Consider the following 23665-nt stretch of genomic DNA (forward strand, 5'->3'; position numbering starts at 1 on the left):
GAAGCGGGTTTGAGTGAGAGGAGATGAGCGCGTGATTAGCCGCAAATTTTTATAGAGCCGTTCATTATCAAAAATATTGTGGATATGTATGACATGACACTCGATCAACACTCTTTCCGGGTTGTGGTTGTTATTTTAACCACTTATTACAATATTGGTAGATCCACGGTGTCTATTTGCGCTCCACATTGTGGTATCATCACTTCGCAAAATTATATACTGTTGATAGAACCACAATGCTTTCATATAACGTTGGCTGTGGTATGTGTCCTCGATTCGACTAATGCCGATGATCGGTCTTGGATCGGCTGGATCAGCCGGCAGACGTTTCTGGGGATTGTTGGCGTTGGCAAATTTATATAAGATCGATATTTCTGAATCTCTTGAAGCGATGAAATCTATTCACCCAAAAGACAGCCCTTAAGGGCTTTTAGTAAGATTTCTCGAATGGGACTCATGATACGTATTTACCTCTATTTGAACAAATATGTCGAATTCCTCGCTTAAGGCTCCTATCGAAAGTCAGAATGAAACGGATATTGCCGAATACTTTAATCATATCCAGCGAATCTTGGGTGAAATTCCTGAAGCTGAAACGCGAGCGGATTTGGCAACCAAGGTTACTGAGCTTAGCGCAGCCATTACTGCCACCCGATTCTTTGTGGCAACAAAAATCGAGGATTACATGGAGCTGAACAAGCGTCTGATAAAGCTGGAAAAAAAGATAAAAAGGCAGAGCATCCGTTGATGGCGCGGTTCTGAGAATTGTACGAAATAAATGCCGTTTGCGGAAACGATACACCAATGTTGGCCTTAAAGAAAAACGAGTGACACTCAAAAAATCACATGGAGCATGTAAAGATGCTGTAATAAGGATCAAGTAAATTGCTACACGTGTGATGTGCCCCCTTTCTTCTCCAGTCGTAGGTTTCGTGATGCGATCTCGATCAACCTGATCTGCTTCCGCAGCACGTTATTCTCGATAATCAACCCGAATTTAAGCTTTGCTGAAATGACCTCAGGGTTGCGACACGGGGCAAGATTTATGACGTGGTGGATGTCGTCGAAAAGCGGGGGATGGCGGGAACGGCAATAAAGCCGGGATAACACGGCGAATTGATCGAAGCGGGCAAGAAATCATATCTCAACGGTATATTTGGCGGGGAAGCTTATGATTTGACATCCACGATCATCCCATCTAGAGTATCAAACTGGAATCAAAAAGGTGAATCCTTAAAAAGACATACACGGAATGCTAGTGTAAGAAATTTTAAGTACCACCAAAAAGGGTAAATGCTATTTCATTAAAACGTCAATTTAAGGAAAGGAAAAGTCATCATGAAAATAACCAAAACAATGTTTGCGAGTTTTGCTTTTGGGTTGCTGTTAGTAGGAAGCGCCCAAGCGGCGGAACAAAAATTCAAGGTAATTGTGAATGCTTATGACACCAATATTCCTGAGCTCAATGTCGAAGGTGTGACAGTCAAGAACATTCGCGCTTTTAATGTTCTCAACGAACCCGAGACATTGACTGTCAAGAAAGGAACTTCGGTAAAGATTACCATAGAGAACAAATCTCCCATCAGTGAGGGATTTTCCATTGACGAATATGGAATCAAGGAAGTAATTAAGGCAGGAGAAACCAAGACTGTCGCTTTTGTGGCTAACAAGGCCGGTGCCTTCACCATTTGGTGCCAACTCCATCCCAAGAATATCCATCTGCCTGGTTCACTGAATGTCATCGAGTAAGAGAGCCTTACATAGACGATGAAGAAAAAGTAGTAGAGCGACGGTGGAAACAGACAGGGCTGATGCCCTGATTGATACCACCGTCGCAATTCCAATCACAAGAACCACGTTGGAAAAGCAACGAAAACAGCCAAGCTCATACCGGCCACCGGCAGAAGCGGAAAGACACGTGGGACAATCACGTTTTTCTGCTAAAAACAGAGCTTGCTTAAACTCTGAGACTTTCAATGCGCAAAGGAATCGCTAGAAACACGAATACGTGAAAAACACGGTTCAATCTATTGCCAACCTCATCGGGATCTAACCGCTTCGGCCTGATTCAGGTGCCAAGATCCAGTCAGCGAGCTCCATCACCGCAACTCCTTGAGTAGGCACGTGTTGTTGACCCGCAGCTGAAATGCCTCATACGGGGGGTCGGCTTCCTTCCCAGACAAACACACCCAATAAAAAAAAGATGAGGATTCCAACGTGATAAGCTGTGGCTTCCACATCGCGCCTAATCACACAGGAATCCTCCAATGAAAGATTTGCAAGAAGCCACCGTGAAAATATGCGAACTCAAGGGCGAGAATCTCGCATTACTGGCTTTGCTTGCTTGCCTGGTAAAGGCTTCGTCGCCATATGAACGCAACGCATTTCCAGATGCATTCGAACGAGAATTGGAATCCGCCCGAATCAAATGGCTGAATTCAGATGTTTCAGAACATGTCTCCGTTGGGCTGGAGAACATGGCAACTGCCATTCATTCCTTGCTGGACAGTCAGAGCCGGATCTAAGCGCAAGCAGCAAGCCAAGGGCGTCGCCAAACAGGTAGCGAGGAAAGCACAAAAGGGTGTAGGAGATATGAAGGAAGCTATTAAGGATTCAACCAAAAATCGTTAACAGCCTTTGTATGGAAGCTCAGACTTAGTCAAAGCGAGTCGGTTCACGTCAGCCGTTGTAGTCAGTTATGGCCGCTTCTAAGTATGTACGGCTAGCCTACGGTGGATACAGTAGTTTTTCTCTCACCTGAGCCTATTCAGCCCACTATGGCCACTTTTGCCACTTTTGCCACTTTTGCCACTTTCGGGAAATTGCTGGCTGCAGCCACTACAGATTTTTTCGGCAACAAACGCTTACATTCTTCTTTGAGCACCGCATAGCCATTGTCTACGCGATCCTCTATCAGTTCGCGATTCAACATCGTGATATGACCGCGCCTATATTGAATTGCTCCTATCGCCTGAAGCACTTGCGCAGCTTGCGTCACACTTTCACGACGCACCCCGAGCATATTACCCACTAACTCATGTGTCATGACGAATGAATCACTGGATAACCGGTCTCGGCTCATCAATAAGAAGCGGCATAATTGCTGCTCAATATTTTGACGGCTATCCATTGCACACTGCTCCGTTTGAAGAAGCAAAGCCTGGCTGAAACACAACAACAGTTGCTGCAGAATCCCGCCCGACTCAAATTCCTTTTTCAGAATAGTTGCCCTGATACGATAACCGTAGCCGGCGTTTTGTACAATAACCGCAGCGGATGTGCTGTTACAACCCAACAACATGGACATTCCAGTAATACCTTCATTACCAATCATCGAAACCTGTCTGGAGATGCCGGATTCTAGTTGGTATACGCGCGCAACGATGCTCGTAGTGGGAAAATAGACGTAGCTTATTCGAGCATTGGGTTCGTAAATCACTTGACCCAATGACATATCCACTAATTCAAGAAATGGTAGCAACCGGGTATATTCTGCAACGGATAGAGCCGCTATGATCTGATTCTGCCTCGGACTGTGCACTATGGGCATGAAGATCCTTTTTATGATGATGGTAAATCATCGTAGTTATGGGGCGGAATCTTATGCTAGATCTTGCGCAGGGATGATGAGTATAGCAATTTCCATGCCAATATTATTTTATTTTTAACATCAGCTTATTTATGCAGTTTACGAAATGCCCGCCACCAGTTCATATCGCGCTGCAACCTGAGTTAATCGCGAACTACACCATAATAAAAAGCCTGCAGAGAAACTCAAACCCCGTTCAACAGGTACAATCGCGAAATACCCAAACTGGGCGATCAACGGACAACCCGTGCTTGCGCCACCTTTCGCGTATGGTTAACTGCAATTCCTGAACTCTCTCCAATACTGAATTTTAATCAATGACCTCCCCCGAACCCACCGACATCTTCACCCGCTCCTGGTCGCTCTATGATTTGCTCACCGAATACAACTATATGTTTCATAAGGAGATCTATCAGGAGATTGGGGAGCTCCTGAAGCTGCGCGGCGATCAAGGATATTACCGCCTGCTTGATCTCGGTTGCGGCAATGCGCGTTACTTGGCTCCCTGCCTGAAGCAGGCGGCCCCGGCATTGTACGAAGGCGTGGATCTTTCCGAGGCGGCGTTGACAGAGGCGCGCGGCTATCTGGCGGATTTGCCCGGTCAGGTCATTCTCACCCATGGAGATCTTCTGGAGGCGATGGAGTCAACTGAAAAAACCTGGAATGTGATCTTCACGGGTTTTGCGATTCATCACCTGATGCCCGATGAAAAGATACGCTTTTTCCATGCGGCCGGGCGTTGCCTTTCAGAAAACGGCTGGTTGATCCTGGTAGACGTAGTGCGCGAGGAACATCAGGACCGGGAAAGTTATCTGAACAGGTATCTGAAATTCATGCGTGAAACATGGACGAAGGTGCCACAGGATCAATTGGAAGAAGCCTGCGCGCATGTCCATGATCATGATTATCCCGAATGCCTTTCCACTTTGCGAGAGATGGCCGCCGGAGCAGGGTTGCGTTCCACCCGGCTGATCAGCCGCTACGCACAGCACCACACCCTTCTGTTCTCGCGCTCCATTTTAGAAAAAGTCTGAGGCCGCGCGCTCAACACCATGCTGCAGCGATTGGCCCTTCTGTTCCCGCTTTGGATGATTCTCTCCGGAGCAATAGCCTTGTACCGGCCGCACTGGTTGACGGCCATGAATCAGGGGCCGGTGATGGTGCTGCTTCTGGCCTTCATCATGTTGTGCATGGGGCTGACGCTGACCCTCGATGATTTTCGCAGGATCGCCCGCCTGCCCAAGGCGGTGGCGATCGGTTTTGCGGCACAGTATTCCATCATGCCTCTGCTGGCCTGGGGAGTTGCCCAAGCGCTGAGCCTGCCGCCCCACTTCGCCGTGGGCCTGATCCTGGTGGGTTGTTGTCCAGGTGGTACCGCCTCGAATCTGGTGACCTACATCGCGGGTGCTGACGTGGCACTTTCGGTGGTGATGACAGTGTGCTCCACACTGGCGGCAGTCGTTTTAACGCCCCTGCTGACTCAGTTCTTCGCGGGTGCGCTGGTGCCGGTGGATGCCTGGCTATTGTTCAAGCAAACCCTGCAAGTTGTGATCATACCGGTCGTTGTGGGTGTCCTGCTAAACCGATGGGCGCCGCGGCAGGTTATGCGCGTGATGCCGGTGGCGCCGCTATTATCGGTAATGGGTGTGTGTTTCATCTGCGCCGTGGTGTTTGCCGCCAATGCGGAAGCCATCCTGGAATATGGCTTTCAACTGATTCTAGCGACCATGCTGCTGCATGGAGGTGGCTTCCTGATTGGGTACAACTTCGCACGCATCTTTGGCTGCCAGGAACAGAGCGCCCGTACCATTTCCATTGAAGTAGGCATGCAAAATTCCGGTCTCGCCATCGTGCTGGCGAAACAGGCCTTTCCATTGCTGCCGCTCGCCCCCGTTGTGGGCGCGGTTTCGGCGGTGATGCACTCCCTACTGGGCAGCCTGTTGGCGGTGTCGTGGCGCACGCGATTTCCCCGGCCTCATACCGAGTGATCCGAACACTTACCGCTTAGTTATCAAAGCTCCGGAACCACTCAAGCTCCCATAAAACCGGCAGTCCCGGGCAAGCAAAACAGGCTACGTATCGATTGCGTTCACTTGCGGAATTGCCGGGGTTGAAATAACTATCGCACGCGGATAAACGCTGCCATTGCAAGGTGGATCCACCCGCGCAGGGGTGGCGCTTCCGCCGTGTTGTCTCGCCTTCTTATCCGACCGTATCTGTGCACCAGGACGCGAAGCGCTATAGCCATCGTTCTGCGCAGGCTTGGGTTTAGCAAATACCCGCCGAGTGTACTTCAGTCCAATGTACCTCAGTCCAATTTCCAACACAGCCAAAACCCGTCATATTGCAATCACTGGTATTTACTTCCGTAGCGCATATCAACCACAATTCTGAGCAATCATGGCGCACTATCAAAACGCAAGCTTTCTTATTCAATCCCAGCATATCAAGTTTGATAAAAAATATCCTCCCGGCGCTGTCGTGCCGGACCCGGGAATTTACCGGTGCACAGGCTGTGGCCACGAAATAGTAATCCCGAATGGACAGGCTCTTCCCAGTCCAAACCAGCACCAGCATGCCTTCGAATTTGGTACGGTGTGCTGGGAACTTATTGTTTGCCCGGTAGATTGATTTGTCCACCCATCCTTCGGCAACAACCGGCTGCCTGGTTATTAATGGATGATTGCGCTGCTATAAATCCCTTCTGTGTGCACCACACCGGCTCCTGCCACCCCCCCAGTCCCCAACCTGCCTGTCTTCGCTGGCGAAGCAACAGCCAAAACAGCTAATGGGCACTATCGAATTACTTGATATGCATACTTACGGAACTTTTACTCAATTGTCCTTCTCACACGTACGGTATGTGGGGAATCGCACAGAGTTTATCTTGACCGAATGAGAAACTATTCAACGTTTATGATTCCCTCTCCATGCTATCAGGCATGTGCTCCACTTGGTCCTCCATAATCGCCAAGGTGTGAAGCCGGGACAACTTGCAGTCATTCCGGTTTGTTAAGTGTAAAGGAGCAATGATGAGAGAAACCAGACTAATCGATATGTCGGGCCTGAGTGGCGATCCGTCAAGTGACGATCTGCTCGACGATTTATTTTTTCGCCTCGAATCGGAAATCCTGAATGCACCCGGCCAAAGTTCGAAACGTAGCGGTTTATCATCCTGCATGACGATGGTGCATCTTACCGGCACCCCGGTAAAAGGTACTGTCGGCGGAATTAGAATGATAACGCGACGTAGAATGAAAGCTGTAGCCCGGTCTGCAACATCTAGGCGTATGACACAGTAAACGCCAGAGTACTCCAACGGCGGCAAACTGCATTTACGGGGGGTTGCCTTGTGGGCACCCGCCGATACGGTCAATTATTCGCATCCATGTCGTTCTCGTGTAACAGATATCCCATCCCGCCAGAACCACCCGGTCGTTGCCGGAGCCGGAAAGCAATTCAGAAACTCCTTATACTTGATCAATTCAGAAAGGAAGCTCTTCCATGAAAACTCAAATCAGAATCAGTCAAATAGCGATAGCCTTCACCTGTATTTTTTCCACCCCGAGTTTCGCTGAAGAAAATCCATCCCTTCCGCCCGTGCAAACACAAGGTCAAACCCAATATATTTCAGGGGGTATCGGCAAGGATGAGTCGGAAGCGATATTGCAGGCAAAGGATTCCTGGCCATTGATACTTGAATTGGTTCAAGCGGCTGACTCCAGAGCCCAGTATATCAGCGATGTCCAGATAACCATCAGGGACGAATCGGGCAACACCGTTCTGGATGCGGCCGCTGAAGGTCCTTATCTGCTGATCAAGCTTCCAGCCGGAAAATACTCCCTGGATGCCACCTACAACGCGACCACTCTGCATCGCAAGTTTAATCTTCAGAAAGGGCTTGGCAGGAAAGTTACTTTAATCTGGCCTGCCGCCAAAAATGATTAATGCCGGGCCATCCCAATAAAAATGTTTACGATGTGATGGAATGCGAATATCACTATGAAAATTCGCTCTAACCCGGCACGCCGAAGAAACGTTGCCGGAGCCAATCCTGCTCAAGCGCGAAAGCAACCCCGTCCTCACCATTGGTCAGCGTAATCCAGTCAGCAACAGCCTTGACCGTGTGCGGTGCATGGCCCATCGCCACACCGAGCCCGGCGTGTCTCAGCATTTCTATATCGTTTTCAGCATCCCCGATGGCCACCATTTCGCTGAGCGTCATGCCATGGATCTGTCCGATTCTTGTCAGACCCGCTGCCTTGTTTATCCCTTTTGGCATTATCTCAAGCATATAGTCATGGCTGAAGACCGCGGAACATTCGGATGAAATTGCGTCGCGCATGGCGCGGAGACAAACAATACCCTCTGCATTATGACTCATGATTTGCAGCTTATGAGGCGCCACGCTCAGACCCCGCAGACCTGGAACAACCACAGGCTCCTGCCTTAAAATTCTTGCTTCCTGGCGGTACAAGCCCATGGCATCAGGGGTGTACCAGTGATCCAGGGTGGACCAGGCAACACTCAACCCATTGGATAATGCCTCGTGAGCCATCGCCTCTGCATGGGCCAGTTCCAGCCGGTGCTGGAGAATAATCTCAACCCGCTTGCTCAAATCGACACGTGCCACGGCGCCGCCGGAAAACGCCACGACATAACCTTCGATTCCCAGCTCCATGAGAAGTTGGGACAGGGATCCCACATGACGGCCGGAAGCCAATATGACCTGGATCCCTTGCTGCCAGATATCATGAATGGACTTTTTTACCGCGGGTGAAACATTATGCGAAGAATTCAGCAATGTTCCATCCACATCAAGCGCAACGGCTCGCAACTTCGACATTGTCAATTTCTTGACGCTCCGGCTCCGCAGTCGGGAATGCAGATTCGCCCGGAAGCACCAGACGTGTAATAAAGTTTCATTGGAATTCTCCTTGACTATTCATGGTTGCGAGGTGCGTCGGTATCCTTTCTGATTTCATGTGCCACATCCCCTCTGGCGAACATCAGTATGCCAACGATATATATGCAGCCGCTGATCTGCTGTTCCTTACTTCGATTTTCCAACGATGTATCTTTCCAAAAACCTTGCTTTCAATATGGAATAATATATAATAAGAATAATTCTTATTATCATTCACACAAAGTTCACAAATACCATATGAAAGCTTCACAAATATTACGCCGCTCTCCAAACCTCATACATGACGATTGCGGTGGGGATCGGACGCGCAGCCAGATGTAAATTTATCTGTTGCCGCTGAGTCCTCCTACACCAGCGGCATTTCAGCCAGCCAACCCATCCCGGGCAAGCCAGCCAATTTTCTATCTGACTTGTCGGGGAGTGTAGTGAAACAACCGAGAAAGCCCGCGCAGGGGCATCACCACCCTTTTTTATTTCCAGGCACAGCCCGCAGGAATGGGGCATGGTTTGCCTGCCTCCGCGGCGTGGAAGCCCTATCCAGTCACCTTCTGCACGATCCAATCGGATATGGGTCCGGCACAGTTATTCATCTCCCGTCTGTATTCTGAAACCGTGTGAAAAAAACTACACGCGGATTGTGCCACTCAATGAAATTATATGGAAAGAAACATGAGATTCATTAACAAATGCCACATACCGATACTTCTGCTGCTTATTCTACTCATCCCTACCGCGGCAGAAGCTGTCGATCCTTTTGAACTCCAGATTTACGGGTACGCCACGCAAGGGCGAGGAAATTTCAGTCCACAGCTTCTCAATAGTTTCGTTCCTTATGGTCGCAAGGAAGGCGAAGGCGGTACCTCGGGAACCTTCGCCAGTCAAAGCATGATGCGCACCGCAATCGAATTGGAGTACGGTCTCACCAATAAGATAGATGTTGCCTATTATATAAATTTTGCACGCCCGGCTGGGGAGGATGTGCAATACGCCGGATCAAAACTCCGATTTCGCGGACGTTTCGCCGAGCAAGGTGTCTTGCCGGTGGATTTGGGATGGTATTTCGAGGTCGAGCAGTGGACGCCTAAAATCAATGAAGACACTCTTGAGTTGGAGTTCAAGCCGACCCTGCAAAAGGATATTGGCCCCATAAGTATCATTGCCAACTTTCCATTTGAAAAAGTCATACGAGGTGAAAGTGCGAAAGAGCAATTGTTCGAGGTCGGCTATCTGACCGAGGTAAGCTATCAGAAAAGCAAGCGATTGCGATTCGGCATCCAATTCATTGGCGGTCCAGGTGGGGTCAAAAACATAGACCCGTTACGCGATCAGCAGCATTACGTTATGCCGGTTGTCCACTTTATCGCTCCCGGTGAAGTTCGAAGCACTGTCGGTATCGGTTTTGGCCAGACCCATGGCTCAGATCGGATAATTCTCAAGGCAAATTTCTCCTTTGGGGGAGGAAGAGGATATATATGGGACTAGCAGGCCGTCCTCATGGAAGTTCTGGCTCGGATCGATTTATTTTATGGAGATTGCCAATGAAAAAAATGTTCAAGTCGCTGTTGGTGTTGTCCGCGCTATTCTTTTCGCCTTATGCAGCAATGGCGGACAGTTACCCTGAAAAAGCGGGTGGAAAACTGGAGAATGGCATCGCCAATGCAGTCGGCGGATTTTTGGAAATTCCAAAAACCGTGATGACAACTACTCGTAGTGAAGGCCCTGCTTATGGCATGACGGTAGGGTTGATGGCCGGTTTTCTGCATACGCTTGGGCGCACAATATATGGAGTCGTGGATATGGCGACGTTTTTGATACCTACCAAGCCATTAGTCGATCCCGATTACATCTGGAATGATCCAGACAGGATAACCACCTATAAATCAAAAGTGGAAATGCGATAACATACTTTTTTGAGTATGGCGCTTATCCTGACAGTTAATCTGATCCAATCGTAAACTCCCGCCGACCACATCATCCTTTTCCATCTCCGGAAAGATTCTGGCTGGGCATGGGTTGCGGGCGTGCCAAAGACTGGATTTACAGCTGAACTAAAATATCCTTTATTCACTTCACTCAACATTTGTTTCAGCACCCCGTTTCTCTTTCCGGATATTTCCCGTAATTCTCACAGCATCTTGTAAACCTCAATCGCTGATATGGATTTGCTTTATGTCTTGCATTTCCCGTAAAAGTGAATATCATTACGAATCATTCTCATTAATTATCGCAAAGAGGCTCAAAAATGAGTTCAATAGCGGATTCGATAATGCACATGTCAAGTATGGTCTCGGAATCCAGCACCGATAAACGTAAATTCGCCATGCTTGAGCGGAGTAGATCCATCCACAGCGATACCCTGTTTTCCGATGGGGAAGACGAGGTGTTTATCCAGCATCAGGGTGCGCAATATCGTTTGCGCCGCACCCGTAACGGCAAACTGATCTTAACCAAATAGTAGACTTGGGGCGCTTATCATGTATATTTGTGTCTGCAAAGGTGTAACCGATAGCGCAATCCGCGAGGCTGTCTATAAAGGCGCTGACCGGATGCGGGACTTGAAAACCTGCCTGGGCGTGAGCGAGCAATGCGGGATATGCGCCTGCCACGCGAAGGAGGTATTGGAACAAACACTGATGCAGAGAACGCTGGCGCAATGCCAGCCCACATAACCCACTCGTTAATTCGAGATTCCGCCTGAGGAGGCAAACATGAAAAGCAGCGCAGATATCATCCAGTGGCTAAACCGCCAACTGCAGCACGAGTTGACGGCCATCAATCAGTATTTCCTCCATGCCCGCATGTATAAAAGCTGGGGCTTCAACAGCCTGGGCAAGCACGAATACGACGAATCCATCGAGGAAATGAAACATGCCGATGCATTGATCGAACGAATCCTGTTTCTGGAGGGGCTGCCTAATCTGCAGGAACTCGGCAAGCTCATGATCGGGGAAAAGGCGGAAGAATGTGTCGCTTGTGACCTCAAGCTGGAAGTAATCTCGCGTGAAACACTGGTCGCCGCCATTGCCGCGTGCGAAACCGCCAAGGATTACGTATCGCGGGAGATTTTCGAGGATATTCTGGCGGATACCGAAGAGCATATCGACTGGCTGGAGACGCAGCTGGATGTGTTGCAAAAAATTGGGACCCAGAACTGGCTGCAGAGCCAGATATAGATTCATTCATTACCGCTGATCTCTCATCAGCGGCATTTAGCCAGCCAGCCCATGCCGGGCAAGCCGCTTTTTGCATGACGGTACAGCCGCAGATCGCTTGGGCTGGCAAATTGAAGCTCTAGCCTAGATGATTCAGTCCAGGGGAATGAGACGATAACCTTCCTTTTTGGTGTTCCATGATACGAAAACCCTTTGAGCATGGGTTAGCAAAAATGGAGAGGAGGTTTTATTTGTGCTTTCCGCAATTGGTTTAGCGGGCGACCAGGTCTGGCCTCCATTGCTGGATTGCATTATCAGAAGCTGTGTTTTGTCGCCGTCAAACTCGGTCCAGGTTAGGATGATATGCTTCCCCCGCGCCATAATATCAGGATGGCTCGGCAGTTTTGCCGGTTCCCCGAACGACAAGGGTTCTGAGAAATGTTGTCCATGGTCGGACGAATAGGCATAGAACAATCCCTGGCGGACCCTGCCCTGCGTAAACCAGGCAATATGGTATCGATCATCGGTACTAATGGAGATTGCGGGCCCATGTTCAGGACATCCTTTGATTTCCCATTGGTCGAAGGTGATACGCCAAGAAAGCGGCATTCCACCGCCAGCTCGCATCCTGAGCAGACCATGATCTCTAATGTCGCCCGGGTAAATGAAGCGCGCGAACAAAACGGGTTGACTTTCATTGTCAAAAGTAACGGCAATACGACAGCATTCGCAAAGGGTGTCCGCAAATTTCCGGTTAACGAAATTAGCGTTGCCTTGGCTGTCAATTTTTGTGAAATAGATTGCGTTGCCTGGTTGTCTCCAATCGGTGCGATCGCGTTCGTCCAGCCAGAAGATATAAGCCTGACCAGATGGACTTAAGATCAATCGGCCCTGAAACGAATTTGCTTCGGATGCTTTGTCGCTCAAGGGCACTGGCGTCGAAAAACTGCGCCCAATATCGGTGGATACGCTGAAGTACTGAGCTATTGGCTGATCGCCTTCCGCCGCATAGGTAACGTAGATCCGGCCGGAGGGGGCCACCACGATACCAGGGCGATTCTCGTCGCTTGCTTTGATGCGCTGTGATTCGTTATTGATACGTACAGGCGTACTGAAAGTTTTGCCCAGATCAGTTGAGTAATCAACATATACATGCCGATTCTCCGGCACAATCCGCCATAACCGGCCATCTGGACCAAAGGTGGCGGCGACGAACAGGCCGCCGCCATGCGGATAATGCTTGTAATCGGCCGTCCCGGCTGTTGGATGATCATGATCGCTATGGCCGGCAGTGCTAAATGCCATTGAGCCGGCCAGCAACAAGCAACTCAACAGTTGACCACTTCTCATCGAGAGACAGCCAAACAATTCCTTTGCAGTTATTTTATTCTTCATGCTGGCACTCTATCTATACTTGCCTAATTCGGGACGCGATAAACCTGAATTTGCGCCACATGCGATTAATGGCTGCTCAACATACGCTAAAATGCAAACACCAAGCGGTAAGTAATTCTGTAATCCGGTGGGGTCTGATACCCGCTGGTGTCTTTGACTATCGGTGTACCTATTGAGAGGGCAGTATTCCAATTCTTGCCACCCGCGTATCGGATGCCTGGCGAGATATAAACGGTGTTACCACCCGAATTCGGATCAGCCCCTATACCAGCGGTTTTCTGGCGATCCTGCCACATGCCATTGAGTTCCAGGACGGCTGTCCATGGCGCATTGTTGCTGCCGATGAAAAGGTTGTTTTTAGCCATGCCAATAAAAGCATAGGAAAGCGCAATGTTATACTCGAAAATGTCGCCGAGGTCGGTTTTCTGCGACCCTCTCGTTGCGACCGTGTAGAGGATGCTGCTATCCAATGAAACGTGACCCATGGCGCGAGTGAAAGAAAAACCAACGGCAGGATTCCATGAGCCCCCACTGGGTTGATGGTGTGCCTCAAAACGTTCGCCTTGGTTGGTTTGCACGTGGGTCGCACCTGATGGAGTTTTCAGGGCTACGACCAGTGATAAGTGATTTAAATTATCAACGGTATGGAAAAAACGATATTGACTAAAGATGGAAACGCCTCCAAAACCACCTGGATTGCCTTGATTATGGACGGCATCACCATCTTCATTCGGCGAGCGGACACCGAAACGCTGCACGTAGGGAAGTCTGATGCCCAAAGTTAAGTTATCGGTGACTCCGTAGGCCGCAAATACTGATGGTATCAAAAGAGATTTAACACTATGAACATCGCCATGGGCATCGTCGACAGCATTATTCTTCAAATCCAGCAGCTTGCCATCCGAAGCACTATTAAAACTGGTAAATTGGGTAATTGTACCCCCCGCCCACATACCGGCAGGAAGCGTTATTCCAGTTTGCGTGATAATCGGCGATGCGGTACCAATGCCGAAGCCCAAAGAGCCATGATCAGCAAAAACTGCATCGCAGTGAGCAACCGAGGCTAAAAGCATCACCAGCAGTATTATTTTCGATTGATTCATGACTAGTCCTGTAACCGTCTTTAACAAGTGGGTAGGTCTAAATCGAATATCACGCATAGTCATGTAGGACTAATGCACGCATTGCCACATCTTTAATACTGGAGGGGGAGAATAATCCAGTTCAAGAAGTGTGGAAATGCGGCAAATTGCCGCACCCCCAAGAGGGGATAAGTTATCAGAAAAATTCGCATTTTTTTAAGATAATAAATTGTGTTTTTCTTGCTGGGGCGCGGTGAACACAAGCACTTGCGCTTATTATCTAAATGAAAGGGTGTTATCCATTCGGATATTCCGCTCGATAGTAGGACCTTCAGCACTGGGCGCATGTTGGGCCATACTTCGTGTCTTATTCGACGGGACCTGAGGGACTGAATTGTTTCCCCGAGCTAAGAATACACAATTCTGATTGGCCTCCCTCATCACCGTTCCTTCCAGCACCACCAAGCCTTTATGCTGATTATCATTGATGCGCATGGTAGCCAGCATGGAGCGTTGGACCACCTTGTCGACTCACCCACAGCAACGCACCACGAAGGATTTATTCAGAGATTTACCACCATTTTTATCGGCAGATGCTTTTATCCCAGTAGAGTATTGACATATACCCTATACCGGTATACAGTAGGGCCGTCAAAAAATGAGGAACCGCGTCATATCTTGCTTCCAGGCGGATAATGCAGTGGTCAATTTTGCCAAAGAAAAAGTACATGTGAGATGTGGGCGGCACAATACCCTGCCCGAAGAGTGGGCCGCCTGATCGAGAAAGTCGGGCTTCACGTCACTCTACAGTCGATACAACTGCGAGTCAGGGAAATAATCCGCATTGCATGCAATGGGCATATCGAAAAAGTGCAAACAAGCTGCCTGGCGTCATGGCACCGTCAAGTCTATCCATTATTTTACTTAACTTAATCAAAAAGGGGTCGCGATGCAAACAGAAGCTGTAAAAATCAGGGGCATGAACCGGATGGGTTGCGCAAACGGTGTAGAGACCACCATGAATGTCCCTTACCCGATTTCTCAAGTGATAAGCGCCACACCCGCGGCATTTCCGGCCCGCATACGCGGACCCCTGTTGAAATTATGCCTGGGCGCGGGGACGCTGGGACTGGCATTGCATGTTTTCGCGGCAGACCCTGCTCCCGTCCCCCCTGCAACCACAACCCCGGCGGCCACGGCAACCGCAGGGGCGGTGGCGACACCCGCGGCTCCCAAGGCGAGCGCCCGATTCGATTGGTCGAAGGTTCCCCCCGTCACCGCGCCATCGCGTCCCGGCATGTTCGTCATCGCGCCCTCCGGGCCGGGGTACTACTCGCTCTGGGATGTAGTCACCGGCAATGAGCGTAAGGCCCCGCCGGTTTCTCCCAATGCGCCCTATGCCCTCATGACCAACCCCGCTTTCGAGATCGATTACCGTTACATGGAGAAACCGGGCTATGAGCCGGATCTTTTCGATCCCATCAAGCGCATCCACATGGGCGAGGACTTCCTGCTGTCTTTCGGCGGCAGCTTCTGGTACCGGTACATGCGCGAATCCGATGCCCGTTTGACCAACACCAGCGATAATTACCATCTGATACGCAGCCGCTTCCACGCCGACTTCTGGTATCAGGACAAGGTCCGCATATTCGCCGAGTTTCTGGACGCCCGCAGTTTCGGTCAGGCCCTGGCGCCGGCCGCCACCGATGTCAATCGCACCGACATGCTGAACCTCTTCGCCGATATCAAGCTGGCGAACATCAAGGATGGCCCCGCTTATCTGCGCGTCGGCCGCCAGGAATTACTCTATGGCTCGCAGCGGCTGATTTCCACCCTCGACTGGGTGAACACGCGGCGCACCTTCCAGGGCGTCAAGGCATTCTGGCGCACGCCGACATTTGACCTGGACGCATTCTGGGTGCGTCCCATGATCACGGAAAGAAACCAGTTCGACAACTGGGATACCAAACAGGAATTCTTCGGTCTGTGGGGAACCTACAAGCCCATGAAGGGCCACCTGGTCGACATGTACTTCCTGAGCTTGGACGACAATCGCCACCGCGCACTCGGCAGGAACGGCATCTTGGGCGATTCGATCACGCATACCCTCGGCGGGCGCCTGGCCGGGGACTACAACCAGTTCCTCTACGAACTGGAAGGCATGTACCAGTTCGGCCAGTATTCCAATCAGGATATCTCCGCCTTTGCGGTCGCCTCCGGCGCCGGCTACCACTTCAAGGGGGCACCCATGAATCCCCAGGCCTGGCTGCGCTATGACTTCGCCTCCGGCGACAATAATGCCAATGACGGCCGGCGCAACACCTTCAACCAGCTCTTCCCCTTCGGGAACTATTACCTGGGCTGGATCGACCGGGTGGGCCGCCAGAACATCCACGACTTCAATGCCCAGATCAACCTGCATCCCCAGCCCTGGGCCACGTTTACCGCCCAGTACCACCGCTTCTACCTGGCCAACAGGCAGGACTTCCTGTACAACGCCGCCGGTGCCGCCACCTTGCGGGATGCCACCGGGCAAGCCGGCAGTTACGTCGGCGATGAAATCGACTTCCGCTTCAACATCCACGTCGACCGTCACCAGGATATCCTGGTCGGCTACTCGAAGCTCTTTGCCGGCAATTTCCTCAAGGCCACCGCCCCGGGCGTCTCGCCAGATCTCTTCTATGTCCAATACAATATGCGATTTTGACAGGTGTCCGGAACTGATCCTATATACCCTGACAGGGTATTGACATATACCCTACCATGGTACAGAATAAGCTATCTGCACCGCTTCAAGGTGCGCACTTTCACCTAGCGCGGAATTGGTGGATTTTTCGGAAACGAACCAGGTTAATGATACTGTTAACGAAAACGTCAGGGTATACAAATGGCTGCCAAATCGGCTCATCTGAAAGTCAAAGGTATGCACTGCACCGGCTGCGAGGAAACCATCGAGAACGTGGTGAGTCATTTGCCGGGCATACGGAAAGTCAATGCAGACTATGTCAAGCAAACTGTCGATATTGAATTCGACAGCAAATCCATCGGGGAAAGCGGCATTCGTCATGCGATCGAAGAAAAAGGCTATGAATTCGAAAGCGCATCCACAGATTCTTCCGGCCATGCGGTACGAAATGCGCTGATTTTTCTCACCTTGCTGCTAGTGGTGGGTGGCGTGACGTTCTGGGGTAAGAGCATGATCCCGGGCTTGGTGGGAGAGATGAATCCTCAACTCGGCTATGCCATGCTGTTTTCCATCGGATTCTTTACCGGCTTTCACTGTATCGGCATGTGCGGCGGTTTCGTGGTGGATTATGCGACGGCTATCGAGCCGCGCACCGCAGGTACCACAGCGATGGCTCATGTGATGTACGCCACCGGCAAAACAGCGTCTTATACAATCATTGGCGGCGGTATGGGGCTACTGGGTTCCCTCATGGCCTTCACCCCCGCCATGCGGGGTGCCGTCACGCTCGCGGCCAGTCTTTTCGTAATCATCTATGGCCTCAAGATGCTGGATGTGTTTCCCCTATTGCGCAACTTCACCCTGCGTTTGCCCCGGTTTGTCGTGCGAGGCGTATCGAATGAGCTGCGTCAGCGGCGCAGCCCCTTATCCATCGGGCTTTTAAATGGTTTGATGCTGGGTTGCGGTCCGTTGCAAGCGATGTACATCATGGCCGCCGGTACCGGCAGCGCCCAGGAAGGCGCCACGATGCTATTCTTCTTTGGTCTGGGCACCCTGGTGCCGCTCCTGAGTTTCGGGCTGATCGCCAGTTCCGTATCGCGGGATATCATCAACCTGCTGGTACGTGCATCGGCCATCATGGTTATCGCCATGGGCTTGATGATGGCGGATCGGGGACTCAAGCTGACCGGGTCCGGCTATGACTTCAACTCGCTGTCGTCCCGCTGGCAGCAGGCAGCACCAGCGGATAATCATTTTGAATCAAGTGGAACTACCCGGCAGCGTTAAGTAGTACGAGTACGGCTGCTATGAATTACCGGCTGGATAGCAAATATTTATGAACACACTCGCACTTAAACAACTTGAACTGCCGATCGAAGGCATGACCTGCACTGCCTGCGCGGCGCGCATCGAAAAGAATCTGAACAAGCTGCCCGGCGTGCGTGCGGTGGTCAACTTCGCCAACGAAAAAGCGCGCGTGGAGTTCGATGACACGGCCACCCCGCCTGAAGAGCTGATCCGCTCGATCGAGAAAGCTGGGTTTCATGTCGCGCCCCAATCGGTACAACTGCAAATCAGCGGGATGACATGTGCCGCATGCAGCGGACGTATCGAAAAGGCGCTGAACAAACTTCCCGGCGTCGCTGCCACCGTCAATCTGGCCACGGAAATAGCGCACGTCCGCCTGAACCCCGGTGCCGGTGCGACGATGGTGGATAACCTGATCGCCGCCGTTGCCAAGGCAGGCTATGGTGCCAGAGAAATCAGTGAAGCCAGCCGCGCCGAGGAGAAAGCGCGAAAACTTGCCGCGTACCATGCGGAACTTCGCATGTTCTGGATTTCGGCGGCGCTTACCTTGCCGCTGATCCTGCAGATGGGTCCCATGCTCTGGGGTGATCATGCGGAATTCCTGCCGCGCTGGCTGCAGCTTCTGCTGGCAACACCGGTGCAGTTCTGGGTTGGAAAGCGCTTCTATATCGCCGCATGGCATGCATTGCGCGGGGGTGGCGCCAACATGGATGTGCTGGTCGCGCTGGGCACCAGCATGGCGTACTTTTTCAGTGCGGTGGTCACGTTGCTGTCACTGAACCAGCACGTTTATTTCGAGGCAAGCGCGGCCATCATCACCTTGGTATTGTTGGGCAAACTGATGGAAGCCCGCGCCAAGGGCAAAACTTCAGCCGCCATTGAAGCCCTCATCAAGTTGCAGCCGAAAACCGCCCGGGTGGAGCGCGGCGGCGCAATCGTCGAAGTCGACGCAAGCTCGCTCAAGGTTGGCGATATTTTTATCGTGCGCCCCGGCGAGAATCTGCCGGTGGATGGCATTGTCATCGAAGGCGCTTCCAGCGTGAATGAGGCGATGCTGACCGGCGAAAGCCTGCCCGTTGCAAAACAGACGGGGGAAAGGGTTTATGCGGCCACCCTGAACCAGCAGGGGCTGCTCAAATGCCGCGCCACCAGTGTCGGCGCCCATACCCAGCTTGCGGCCATCATTCGGCTGGTGGAAGAAGCGCAGGGCTCCAAGGCGCCGATCCAGCGATTGGCCGACGTCATTTCAGGCATATTCGTGCCGGTGGTAGTGATCATCAGTACCCTGACGCTGATCTTTACATGGTGGCTGGCGGGCGAATTTGTTCCGGCACTCGTCAACGCCGTGGCGGTACTCGTCATTGCCTGTCCCTGTGCATTGGGACTAGCTACGCCCACCGCAATCATGGTCGGCGCGGGACGCGGCGCGCAAGCCGGCGTACTGGTGAAAAATGCCGCTGCGCTGGAGCAGGCGGAGAAGATTCAGGTATTGATCGTGGACAAAACCGGCACGCTCACGGAAGGCAAACCGGCAGTCACGGATATTGTTCCCGCACAATCGATCTCAGAGCACGCGCTGATGCAAATAGCCGCGACGTTGGAGCAAGGTTCGGAACATCCCCTGGCAAAAGCGGTGATGGAACGTGCGGTCAGTATGGATATCCGGCCCCAGATGGTAAGCGATTTTACCGCTATCACCGGCAGCGGAGTCACTGCCCGCATCGATGACATTGACTATATCCTCGGTTCCCCCAGATTTCTGCGGGAACATGACGCGCTGACAAATGACGATTCGATAGCCGTTCTCCAGGCCGAGGGTAAAACAGTCGTCGGCGTGGCCGCCTCCCCTCAAGGCACTTTTGATACTTTTGAAGTTCTCGGTTATTTCGCCATTGCCGACCGGTTGCGCAATACTTCCGTACCAGCGGTACGGCGACTGCAATCAATGGGCATCGAAGTCATCATGCTGACCGGCGATAATCCTGCCACTGCTGCCGCCATTGCGAAGCAGGCGGGCATCAGCACTTATCGCGCCGAGGTGCTGCCACGAGACAAAGCCGCCGAAGTGAAAAAGATGAAGATGGGCGGCAAATTCATAGGCATGGTAGGCGACGGCATCAATGATGCTCCAGCACTGGCTGCGGCTGACGTAAGCTTCGCCATCGGCGCAGGCTCCGATGTGGCGATTGAAGCCGCCGACATCACCCTTATGCGTGATGATTTGATGAGCGTGGCCGATGCCATTTCGCTCTCGCGCGCAACGCTGGGAAAAATCCGCCAGAATCTCTTCTTTGCCTTCATCTACAACGTACTGGGCATCCCCCTGGCGGCGATAGGATTGCTTAACCCCGTAATCGCGGGTGCGGCAATGGCAATGAGTTCGGTATCGGTAGTCAGCAATTCATTGTTGCTGAACCGATGGCGGGCGGGTACGTGAGCGGAACATTCATTCAACTTAACTGAAAGGAGTCATGAAATGCAAACAGAAATCATAAAAATCAAGGGAATGACCTGCATGGGTTGTGTCAACAGCGTGAAGAACGTGTTGGAGAAGATACCTGGCGTGAATGGTGCGGATGTTTCTCTTGAACAGAAACAGGCCGTGATCCAGTACGACGCAGCCACAACCAACCCTAACCAGTTCCAGGATGCTATCAAGGAGGCCGGTTTTGAAGTCATCAACTAAGAAACCGTCTCCTGGAAAGGAACCGTGCCACGCGCCGCAGATGGTGGTGCAACCTGACAAGGAAGCCCTGATAAAGCGGCTCAACCGCATCGAGGGTCAGGTACGCGGCGTCAACAAAATGGTAGCGGAAGATCGTTATTGCGTTGACATCCTGAATCAGGTCTCCGCGCTGCAGTCGGCGCTTGACGCCGTTGCCATGCTGTTATTGGAGAATCATACCCACGGCTGCATGCAGGGTGCCATCAAGTCGGGTAAAGGCGATGAGGCAATTGATGAACTGATGGCGGTGGTACGGAAATTCGCTCGGTAGCGTTGGCGGCAAAACATGGTTATTTCAGGCTTGCTGCTCAGCGGCTATGGTGCACCTGATAAAGACGAATCGGTAGAGGATGTAATGACACGACTTGTCCTGATTGCATTTTTGTTTTTCGCCGGACCCGCTATCACCGCCGATATTCCCCCGGTTGACGTGCCCGACACGATGGGGGAACGGGTAAAAGCCTGTATTGCCTGTCACGGTCCGGAGGACAAAGAGGGCCGGGATGCGTATTATCCCCGTATCGCGGGCAAGCCTGAGGGCTATCTGTTCAATCAGTTGCGCAATTTCCGGGACGGCCGGCGTCATTACCGGCCCATGGGGTTGCTGCTGGAAAATTTGCCCGATCAATACTTGCGGGAGATGGCTGCCTATTTCGCTTCGCTGAAGCAGGCTTTTCCCCCACCCGAGCCGCTGACCTCCTCGCCCGCCGAAATAAAGCTGGCTCGAAGCCTTGTGACCCTGGGAGATCCCGCACGAAAAATACCCGCCTGCGTTGAATGTCATGGCAAGGATCTAATGGGAACCGCGCCTTTCATCCCTGGCCTGCTGGGTCTGCCACGCGTCTACATTATCGCCCAGTTCGGCAACTGGCAGAATGGCGGCCTGATGCGAGGGCAGACACCCGACTGCATGTCGGAGATTGCAAAACAGCTTACTACCGATGAGGCAAGCGCCATCGCAGCGTGGCTGGCCGCGCAACCGGTCTCCGAAACCGTTTTGAAGCACGAAGGCCCGGTGGCAGCCCTTCCCGGCAAACTCGCCAAGCGCTGCGGCAGCATCGTCCTGCACTCCGGGGGACCGCGATGAAACCTGTTGTCATCGCTGCCGCGCTTGCCGGACTCATAGGTCTTGGCCTGTTCCTGGCGCCGATGAATCGGCCACCAGTGAACGAATCATCGGCGTCAAGGACTGAGGACCCCGCCAAACGACAGGCAAAAGGTGCTTACCTCGCGCAAGCCGGTAATTGCATGGGGTGCCATACCGCCCAGGATGGCAGGCCTTACGCAGGAGGGCATATCCTTGCCACGTCAATCGGAACATTCATCACACCTAACATCACGCCCGATCCGGAAACCGGTATCGGACAATGGACCGAACAGGATTTCTGGCGCGCACTGCATGACGGCAAGGCACGCGACGGCAGCCCCTTATACCCGGCTTTTCCCTACACGGATTACACAAAGGTGACACGCGAGGATGCCGATGCGATCTTCGCCTATCTTCAATCACTTCCCCCCGTCTCTCAACGCAATCCACCGAGCCGGATCAATTTCCCCTTCAACCTGCGTCCCCTCCTGTACGTCTGGCGCGCCCTTTACTTCGAGCAAGGCGTTTATCGGCCCGAGGCCGCAAAGAACGATGAATGGAACCGTGGCGCCTATCTCGTGCAAGGGCTCGGACATTGCAATGCTTGCCACACGGCGCGGAATCCGCTGGGTGCAAGCCAGGGCAATGTACTGGGAGGAGGGCAACTCATGGGTTCGAACTGGTATGCACCCTCCCTGACGTCCCTCCAGGAGGGCAGCGCCTCGGACTGGCCGATGGATGATATCGTTCAACTACTCACGACAGGCTTGTCATCCCGGGCAGCCGCAACAGGGCCGATGGCCGACGTCGTCAGCCAAAGCCTCCAATATCTGACGCCGGATGATGCGCGCGCCATGGCTACCTATCTCAAATCATTACCTGGAAGCGCTCCACATTCCAGGGGAACAGCCCCCGAGCTTACCGATGAGGTGGATAGGCAGTTTCGGCGGGGCGGCGAGATTTACGAGAAATATTGTCAGGATTGCCATGGCAGCTTCGGGCAAGGCGCGCCCGGCGTTTATCCTGCGCTGGCAGGCAACCGTGGCGTCACCCTCGCCTCCCCGATTAACGCGATTCGCAGCATACTCAACGGCGGCTATGCGCCCGTCACGGAAAGCAGCCCACGCCCCTACGGCATGCCGCCGTTTGCGCAAATCCTGCCCGATGAAGATATCGCGCTGGTCTTATCGTATATCCGTAATGCATGGGGCAATCGTGGCAGCCTGGTAACGGCGGTTCAGGTCGACCGGAGCAGGAAAGGTGCGCAGTAAACCGGGGACCGATGATGACCGGGCACAGATGCCGCGCTGACAGCATTTGGACTTATGCTGGATACACCATTGCCCGAGCCTCCGACAAACGCGCCCTCAGAACTAGTATCTCCCATTAACAACACAACCCCGCTTAATCAGCAAGCCAGTGCGGCAAAATGACGCATGTGGCATATTGCCGCACCATGGAATTGACAGACATCAGCCCTGTCTAATTCTCGTCCTGACTCATTCAGCGGACAATGGAAGCCTGTTTTCTGCATCGATCCGCAAAAACCCGCAGGGCTATTCATATGACGATTCATTACCTGCTGCCTTTAGCCGGAATTCTTTTCTCCGTATGCAATTTATACCCCATACAGGTATTGACATATATACCCCCATAAGGTATACAGTAAAACTACTGGGAAATCAGGGAGCGCCCAAAAAACTTAATCAACTTT

Annotated in this window: 23 protein-coding genes; 18 read left to right on the forward strand and 5 right to left on the reverse strand. The window is 52.1% G+C overall.

All coding sequences use genetic code 11. From position 1 onward, the window contains the following. Window positions 1-487: 487 nt before the first annotated feature. From EBAPG3_RS11145 to EBAPG3_RS15220, 3 genes are all read left to right on the forward strand, one after another. The gene (locus EBAPG3_RS11145; RefSeq protein ID WP_004176017.1) at window positions 488-748 is read left to right on the forward strand and encodes a hypothetical protein; all 261 of its coding nucleotides are present in this window, start codon (window positions 488-490) and stop codon (window positions 746-748) included. A 590-nt stretch (window positions 749-1338) separates the two neighbouring features. Continuing rightward, a complete protein-coding gene (locus tag EBAPG3_RS11150) occupies window positions 1339-1749 on the forward strand; it encodes a nitrosocyanin (protein ID WP_004176016.1) in 411 nt (136 codons plus the stop codon). 518 nt (window positions 1750-2267) lie between these two features. Further along, window positions 2268-2525, forward strand: a complete 258-nt coding sequence (locus EBAPG3_RS15220) for a hypothetical protein (RefSeq protein ID WP_004176014.1) — start codon at window positions 2268-2270, stop codon at window positions 2523-2525. A gap of 242 nt (window positions 2526-2767) precedes the next feature. Here EBAPG3_RS15220 and EBAPG3_RS11160 read toward each other — a convergent pair whose 3' ends face one another. Further along, window positions 2768-3550: a Crp/Fnr family transcriptional regulator gene (locus tag EBAPG3_RS11160; RefSeq protein ID WP_004176012.1), complete on the reverse strand. Its 783-nt coding sequence runs from the start codon at window positions 3548-3550 to the stop codon at window positions 2768-2770. Between the two features lie 356 nt (window positions 3551-3906). Here EBAPG3_RS11160 and EBAPG3_RS11165 point away from each other — a divergent pair, with 356 nt between their 5' ends. The 3 genes from EBAPG3_RS11165 (at window position 3907) to EBAPG3_RS11180 (ending at window position 7537) form a co-directional block, all read left to right on the forward strand. Continuing rightward, entirely contained in the window at window positions 3907-4623 is a 717-nt protein-coding gene (locus tag EBAPG3_RS11165) for a class I SAM-dependent methyltransferase (protein ID WP_004176010.1), read from the forward strand. 54 nt (window positions 4624-4677) lie between these two features. After that, complete coding sequence (locus tag EBAPG3_RS11170; RefSeq protein ID WP_227869297.1) at window positions 4678-5577, forward strand: bile acid:sodium symporter family protein; 900 nt, start codon at window positions 4678-4680, stop codon at window positions 5575-5577. 1516 nt (window positions 5578-7093) lie between these two features. Next, window positions 7094-7537 (forward strand): flagellar hook assembly protein FlgD, encoded by a 444-nt coding sequence (locus EBAPG3_RS11180; RefSeq protein WP_004176002.1) that lies wholly within the window; start codon window positions 7094-7096, stop codon window positions 7535-7537. 67 nt (window positions 7538-7604) lie between these two features. Here the strand turns inward: EBAPG3_RS11180 and EBAPG3_RS11185 are convergent, their stop codons facing one another. Next, window positions 7605-8435, reverse strand: a complete 831-nt coding sequence (locus EBAPG3_RS11185; protein WP_004176001.1) for a Cof-type HAD-IIB family hydrolase — start codon at window positions 8433-8435, stop codon at window positions 7605-7607. A 750-nt stretch (window positions 8436-9185) separates the two neighbouring features. On the opposite strand from EBAPG3_RS11185, the gene EBAPG3_RS11190 reads away from it, so the two are divergent. From EBAPG3_RS11190 to bfr, 5 genes are all read left to right on the forward strand, one after another. Then, window positions 9186-9998, forward strand: coding sequence for a hypothetical protein (locus tag EBAPG3_RS11190; RefSeq protein WP_004175998.1), 813 nt, complete (start codon window positions 9186-9188; stop codon window positions 9996-9998). Between the two features lie 56 nt (window positions 9999-10054). Continuing rightward, window positions 10055-10417 carry an exosortase system-associated protein, TIGR04073 family gene (locus EBAPG3_RS11195; RefSeq protein ID WP_004175997.1) on the forward strand — a complete coding sequence of 121 codons (363 nt, stop codon included), beginning with the start codon at window positions 10055-10057 and terminating at the stop codon, window positions 10415-10417. A gap of 371 nt (window positions 10418-10788) precedes the next feature. After that, window positions 10789-10971, forward strand: a complete 183-nt coding sequence (hemP, locus tag EBAPG3_RS11200; protein WP_418304114.1) for a hemin uptake protein HemP — start codon at window positions 10789-10791, stop codon at window positions 10969-10971. 19 nt (window positions 10972-10990) lie between these two features. Next, entirely contained in the window at window positions 10991-11185 is a 195-nt protein-coding gene (locus EBAPG3_RS11205; RefSeq protein ID WP_085921873.1) for a (2Fe-2S)-binding protein, read from the forward strand. Between the two features lie 39 nt (window positions 11186-11224). Beyond that, window positions 11225-11689, forward strand: coding sequence for a bacterioferritin (bfr, locus tag EBAPG3_RS11210; protein WP_085922027.1), 465 nt, complete (start codon window positions 11225-11227; stop codon window positions 11687-11689). Between the two features lie 132 nt (window positions 11690-11821). Here bfr and EBAPG3_RS11215 read toward each other — a convergent pair whose 3' ends face one another. The 3 genes from EBAPG3_RS11215 to EBAPG3_RS15450 all read right to left on the reverse strand — a co-directional run bounded on the left by EBAPG3_RS11215 (window position 11822) and on the right by EBAPG3_RS15450 (window position 15453). Then, window positions 11822-13063 (reverse strand): sialidase family protein, encoded by a 1242-nt coding sequence (locus EBAPG3_RS11215; protein ID WP_051048886.1) that lies wholly within the window; start codon window positions 13061-13063, stop codon window positions 11822-11824. A gap of 86 nt (window positions 13064-13149) precedes the next feature. Beyond that, window positions 13150-14166 carry a transporter gene (locus EBAPG3_RS11220; protein WP_151898935.1) on the reverse strand — a complete coding sequence of 339 codons (1017 nt, stop codon included), beginning with the start codon at window positions 14164-14166 and terminating at the stop codon, window positions 13150-13152. Window positions 14167-15186: 1020 nt separating this feature from the next. After that, entirely contained in the window at window positions 15187-15453 is a 267-nt protein-coding gene (locus EBAPG3_RS15450) for a hypothetical protein (protein WP_227869202.1), read from the reverse strand. Here EBAPG3_RS15450 and EBAPG3_RS11225 point away from each other — a divergent pair. From EBAPG3_RS11225 to EBAPG3_RS11255, 7 genes are all read left to right on the forward strand, one after another. Further along, window positions 15443-16852 (forward strand): alginate export family protein, encoded by a 1410-nt coding sequence (locus EBAPG3_RS11225; RefSeq protein ID WP_227869203.1) that lies wholly within the window; start codon window positions 15443-15445, stop codon window positions 16850-16852. The genes EBAPG3_RS15450 and EBAPG3_RS11225 overlap by 11 nt on opposite strands. 180 nt (window positions 16853-17032) lie before the next feature. Further along, entirely contained in the window at window positions 17033-18118 is a 1086-nt protein-coding gene (locus tag EBAPG3_RS11230; protein WP_004174702.1) for an urease accessory protein UreH domain-containing protein, read from the forward strand. A 49-nt stretch (window positions 18119-18167) separates the two neighbouring features. After that, window positions 18168-20576, forward strand: coding sequence for a heavy metal translocating P-type ATPase (locus EBAPG3_RS11235; protein ID WP_004174704.1), 2409 nt, complete (start codon window positions 18168-18170; stop codon window positions 20574-20576). Between the two features lie 39 nt (window positions 20577-20615). Continuing rightward, window positions 20616-20825 (forward strand): heavy-metal-associated domain-containing protein, encoded by a 210-nt coding sequence (locus EBAPG3_RS11240; RefSeq protein ID WP_004174705.1) that lies wholly within the window; start codon window positions 20616-20618, stop codon window positions 20823-20825. Further along, window positions 20809-21135: a metal-sensitive transcriptional regulator gene (locus tag EBAPG3_RS11245; RefSeq protein WP_335582679.1), complete on the forward strand. Its 327-nt coding sequence runs from the start codon at window positions 20809-20811 to the stop codon at window positions 21133-21135. Before EBAPG3_RS11240 ends, EBAPG3_RS11245 begins: the two co-directional genes overlap by 17 nt. Window positions 21136-21150: 15 nt before the next feature. Beyond that, window positions 21151-21951 carry a c-type cytochrome gene (locus EBAPG3_RS11250; RefSeq protein WP_004174709.1) on the forward strand — a complete coding sequence of 267 codons (801 nt, stop codon included), beginning with the start codon at window positions 21151-21153 and terminating at the stop codon, window positions 21949-21951. After that, on the forward strand, window positions 21948-23222 hold the full coding sequence (locus EBAPG3_RS11255) for a c-type cytochrome (protein WP_004174710.1): 1275 nt from the start codon (window positions 21948-21950) through the stop codon (window positions 23220-23222). The genes EBAPG3_RS11250 and EBAPG3_RS11255 overlap by 4 nt, the downstream gene beginning before the upstream one ends. Window positions 23223-23665 lie beyond the last annotated feature (443 nt).

It is taken from the genome of Nitrosospira lacus (assembly GCF_000355765.4).
Taxonomy (GTDB): Bacteria; Pseudomonadota; Gammaproteobacteria; order Burkholderiales; family Nitrosomonadaceae; genus Nitrosospira; species Nitrosospira lacus.